Raw genomic sequence first — 1,041 nt, forward strand, 5'->3', positions numbered from 1 at the left:
CGCTGAACCGGCGCCAGTCTTGCGAAGCCAACTGCTGGGTTGGCGCATCACATGCCCGTTGTGTGGAGAGCAACTCAGAGATTCGGGCCCACGCAAACTCCCCTCCCCTTTCCAGCCGTATCGCGCTGCAGCCGCTCGCGGCGAAAAACTGCTCGACGATGAAGCCGAACGTGGCATCAGCACATGGACATCGCCGGCCGACATTGCTCGACTTCTGCTGATGCGACGGATTCCGAGACCCATACCCCGCGAGTTGGACCTTTGGCGGTTCCGCGTGCTCGGTGCCATCATCCCCGATCTCGACCATGTGGTTGCCGATCAACAGGAGAATCTACCCACACCCGCCAAGCCGATCCTGCCACTTCATCTGCGGCCAGCTCTTCTAGCAGGCGTTGCCATGGTAGAGCGTGCCGGACCGGAAATGCTGCAGATGCTGCGTGGTCACATGATGGGGGACAATAAGGTCCGATTCACAGACGCCGTAGAAGGCCTGATCGCCCAAGTGCGCAGGCCGAAAGCTTGTTCACAGATGCAGTTAATTTGAGAATCCAGCACCCACCATTCTCACGATTTAATGCCAGATCAGTGCCGAACCGGCGCATTCTTACAATTAACTGCCAAGCGACACAGGGCAACCTATATCCGACATGAGCCTGGCGCTTGCCACTGCATTGGGGGTGCAACCGATCAGCCTGCCGGGTGACCATGTAGGATTTGAAAGCCAGCCGGCGGCATTCGCTCGGCGCATGGAAACATCGTACAAATAAGCCACCCTCGCCGGCCCGTGGCCCGTCCCAACGCACTGCGCTTGCTCCCAGGAGCAGTGCCCTTGCGGGACCTGTCGGTCCGATTGCCGAAGCATCCGGGGGGCGGCGGGCGATTCCATGTTGTAGATGGGCGGGTCTTTCCATCCAGAATTCAACGAGCACAGGTTAATATGACCGCTATTGCATTCCGCTGGCCGGAAGCGGGCAGGCCGGTTCCGGCTCCAGCGTGGACATTCTACAACGCATATTATGCGAATCCAAACGACGGCCTGTG

General features: G+C 59.2%; 1 pseudogene. It reads left to right on the forward strand.

The annotated features are described in order from the left end of the window. Positions 1 to 544: pseudogene (locus BGO80_RS19375) on the forward strand (hypothetical protein); the annotation flags it as partial. Between the last annotated feature and the right edge of the window lie 497 nt (positions 545 to 1,041).

The organism is Devosia sp. 63-57 (assembly GCF_001899045.1).
GTDB classification, from domain to species: domain Bacteria; phylum Pseudomonadota; class Alphaproteobacteria; order Rhizobiales; family Devosiaceae; genus Devosia; species Devosia equisanguinis.